Consider the following 3,295-nt stretch of genomic DNA (forward strand, 5'->3'; position numbering starts at 1 on the left):
CCCGAAAAAGGTATCACCTTTGTTTTGTGTGGCACAAAAGTACACTAAAAATATTTTGAAAACAAACTATTTCACAACAACACACTTAACTTACTGATATATTGTTAAATAATTTCAAAAATGCTACCGCTCATGATTTATATTTTGGGGGTACATTTACAAGTATTATACCAAACTCCAATCATCAGCATGACATAAGTCCGGTAAAACAAATTGTTTTGCTGTCCGAATATGAATAACGGGAAGTACGTCTGAAACGCATTTGGAAATCTTTTTGATTTTTGTTTTCAGTTGGTTTCCTGTTTCGTTTTCGTTTCTCAATACCACCAAATCAATATCTTCCGAAAACCTTTGTATCATTCCAAAGCATTTTGATAATGCTGTTCCGCCTTTAAAAACGGTTTCTCTGCCTATATCATTTTTGAAAATATGGAACAAAGCGAATGTTACCCAATAATCCTTTTCAACGTATTCAGGCGGTAAATTCATTTGTTAAGATAGGTCAGGAGAATACGTTTCGGGAGATGAGGATTTTTTTGACGGTTATCTATTGAATAGAATTAGTGATGCTCCGCAAAGATCTTCATTGGTTGTTGGCTACACGCTTTGTGATATCTGGGATAGCTTCGGTGGAGGATGTATAGGTGACATGTTTTTGTTTAATAGATTAAACCAATTGGCAGATCGTGGTATGATTGAAAGATCTAGACCTCATGAAGATGCTGAAAGGGCAAAGATAATCTTTGATATTAGAAAGTTGGGGTAACGTTTTAACGATAAACTTTCAGCCTGCTCCTTTAGCTTCTTAAGCTCCAAATTCAACTCCACTTTCTTGTTTTTATGATTTCAGCTTTGATTCATAGAGTAAGCATATTCAGATTAGATTAATTCGCTGTATGCTATCTAACTAATCCTGTCTCCTAATTCGTTCTCGTAAAAGACATACGTATACCCCAAACGCATTAAATGTAATAACGTCGGAATCTTTACTCGTGAGTTTTCATTTAATGCCATTATATCCTTTTGAAGATTGTATTAAACAATAATTCCAAGTCCTTTTTAACTTCATCAAAAGCAGGTAGCTTTCTAGTTGCGATCTGATGTCCTAAACTATTTTTCCATGCTCGTTTCACCGTGTTTTCACTTTTAGCATTCAGAAGCTGATCTATCCCAGTAAATTCAAGCCCTTTAAAAGCCATTTTCTCTAAGAAAGCATGTTTGATTTCTGCCCAATCAAGATCACTCGCATACTTGGATAAATACCAAATATCATAATAGTCGCGAGGTGCTGTGTACGAGCGTTGTATCAAGGCTCTTAACTTTTCAGACAACACTTCTCTTATATCGTAACAGGCAATTTCATCGACTGCAGAACTCAGCTGATCAGAATAGTCATGGTACACCGTCTTCAAAGTCGGTGCAAATAGCATCTTCTCGTACAGAATAATTTCAATTTTAATCGAAGTCGTCCAACGGGACGGATCTGGTGGAATTTGGTCCTTGGAATGATCGACTCCCCAAAACTTTACAATCGCAGCGTAGCCAGTCGGCATATCATTGTGCCGAAGATCGGTGAGCTTTTCTAAATGTAATTGCATACCAGTACGTTCTTGTACTATTGACATTACTTGCCGCAATAAATCTTCATCCAATTGAAAATCTGGATTGATAGATGTAAAATCTAAATCTTCTGAAAAACGATAATCCGGGATATAACATTTCCGTAAACATGTTCCTCCTTTGAATATCAACGCTTCTCTGCAGGAATCTATCGAAAATATAGCATCGACAAAATGACCCAATACCCAATCCTTGTCAATGGTACTTCTGGACACTTCGTGTTCCAACGCTTTTTTCTCTATTTCCTTTTTCAGTATCATTTAGTATTGTTTATTGGAAATGTCTAACAATTCTTCCCTGCTGATATTTAACCTTAATCGCCACTCCGCAACAAATTCACCTTCGTCCAATCCCTGGGGGTCAAACAAGTTATATCTATTATTTACCTGTTTCTTGGCAAAATCTATAAAAGGATCCATACCGGTAATTTGGAGAAGTGCGACCAAATAGCCAATTCGTTTGATAACCGCTATATTATTCACAGCCTTGCAGTACTCGACTAATTTAGTGGGGTGCATTTGCGCTTGACCAACTGCTCTGATCAATTCTGCGTAGCCACCAGAATGTTGGGGCAGATCAAAGCAATCAACTATTGTTTTCTCTACATCAGTGATTGGATATTGAAGGTTGCCGTAACCATTGTGCATGATACCCAATTTTTTATTGGGCGCAATCTTAACGAATTTATAAGAAGTACCTAGAATTGATTTGTCGTATTTTTTATGTGTCGTTTGAATAAAGACAGTATTAGAAAATTGTTCCGTCAACCCATGTAAATTGAGTGCAGACCAATACGCAACAGCACTATTTTCAGCAACGAAAGTCCCTATGACATATTCGTCCCTAAAACCTTGTTTGCAAAATTTGCCTTTCTCAATCCGTACAATCAGTTCCTTGTCCACCAGATTTTCTAGGATTTCACTTAAGTTGTCAAATTTTCGCTTCAACAACTGTTCAATCTCGGAGAATTTGAACAACTGAATTTCATAGTCATCCAGCAACTTCAGGAACTCGAGTTGGGGTTTGGTGAGGTGTGCTGATATATAAACGCTGTCTGCCATATTACCTTTTGTGGAACGATAAGACCTAAAAATTGANNCTTATCGTTCCACAAAAGGTAAAGATAAGCAACAATTATCCAAAAAACAACGTTTAATACCAAATCTCAGTAAGCACCTTTAATAAACGAAAGCGTACCAGTTTATTAATATTTTTAAGATGTATATTTCAATTCATTATCTTAAAACCAAAATAAAAACAAGTGAAATTCACTAACGATGACATAACCTATCTTCTCAACTTTTTTAAAGGTCGCGAAGACATATTTGCTTTAGAAAACCATACTACCGAGAGATTTAGCCGTATCCTTCATGACTACAGCGATCCAGATAGAGGTTTTATCCTTTGGAAAACATTGTTGGAAGAAATCCTTCATTGAGAAAGATAAATTTAAGGTTGAAGTCAACACCGTGTGTTATTGGTGGATATATCAGTACTTATATGTTATCATGAACCCCACTTCCTCCAACTTTACCAGATCTAAAATTTAAAGATTCTATCCGAAATATGTCCGAAAACCAAAAAAGCCACCGATAATAAGTGACTTTTTTCGGGGTGGCAGGATTGGTTCAGCCACACATCCCCAAACACCAGCCCTGAGCCTCCTTCGGATCGA

Annotated in this window: 3 protein-coding genes and 1 pseudogene; 1 reads left to right on the top strand and 3 read right to left on the bottom strand. The window is 36.7% G+C overall.

Annotated features, from left to right (window positions below; translation table 11 throughout):
• Positions 1 to 165: 165 nt before the first annotated feature.
• Complete coding sequence (locus B4G94_RS07195; RefSeq protein ID WP_286857986.1) at positions 166 to 489, bottom strand: nucleotidyl transferase AbiEii/AbiGii toxin family protein; 324 nt, start codon at positions 487 to 489, stop codon at positions 166 to 168.
• A gap of 25 nt (positions 490 to 514) precedes the next feature.
• Between B4G94_RS07195 and B4G94_RS28075 the strand changes: the two are divergent.
• Positions 515 to 766: pseudogene (locus B4G94_RS28075) on the top strand (DUF3658 domain-containing protein); the annotation flags it as partial.
• 247 nt (positions 767 to 1,013) lie between these two features.
• Here the strand turns inward: B4G94_RS28075 and B4G94_RS07200 are convergent.
• Positions 1,014 to 1,880 carry a nucleotidyl transferase AbiEii/AbiGii toxin family protein gene (locus tag B4G94_RS07200; RefSeq protein WP_286857987.1) on the bottom strand — a complete coding sequence of 289 codons (867 nt, stop codon included), beginning with the start codon at positions 1,878 to 1,880 and terminating at the stop codon, positions 1,014 to 1,016.
• Positions 1,881 to 2,681 (bottom strand): type IV toxin-antitoxin system AbiEi family antitoxin domain-containing protein, encoded by an 801-nt coding sequence (locus tag B4G94_RS07205; RefSeq protein WP_286857988.1) that lies wholly within the window; start codon positions 2,679 to 2,681, stop codon positions 1,881 to 1,883.
• Positions 2,682 to 3,295: the final 614 nt, after the last annotated feature.

It is taken from the genome of Sphingobacterium sp. UBA7625 (assembly GCF_002484085.1).
Taxonomy (GTDB): Bacteria; Bacteroidota; Bacteroidia; order Sphingobacteriales; family Sphingobacteriaceae; genus Sphingobacterium; species Sphingobacterium athyrii.

Coding starts and splice junctions, on each gene's coding strand:
- B4G94_RS07195 (WP_286857986.1), bottom strand. CDS start 489: ATGAATTTACCGCCTGAATACGTTGAAAAGGATTATTGGGTAACATTC.
- B4G94_RS07200 (WP_286857987.1), bottom strand. CDS start 1,880: ATGATACTGAAAAAGGAAATAGAGAAAAAAGCGTTGGAACACGAAGTG.
- B4G94_RS07205 (WP_286857988.1), bottom strand. CDS start 2,681: ATGGCAGACAGCGTTTATATATCAGCACACCTCACCAAACCCCAACTC.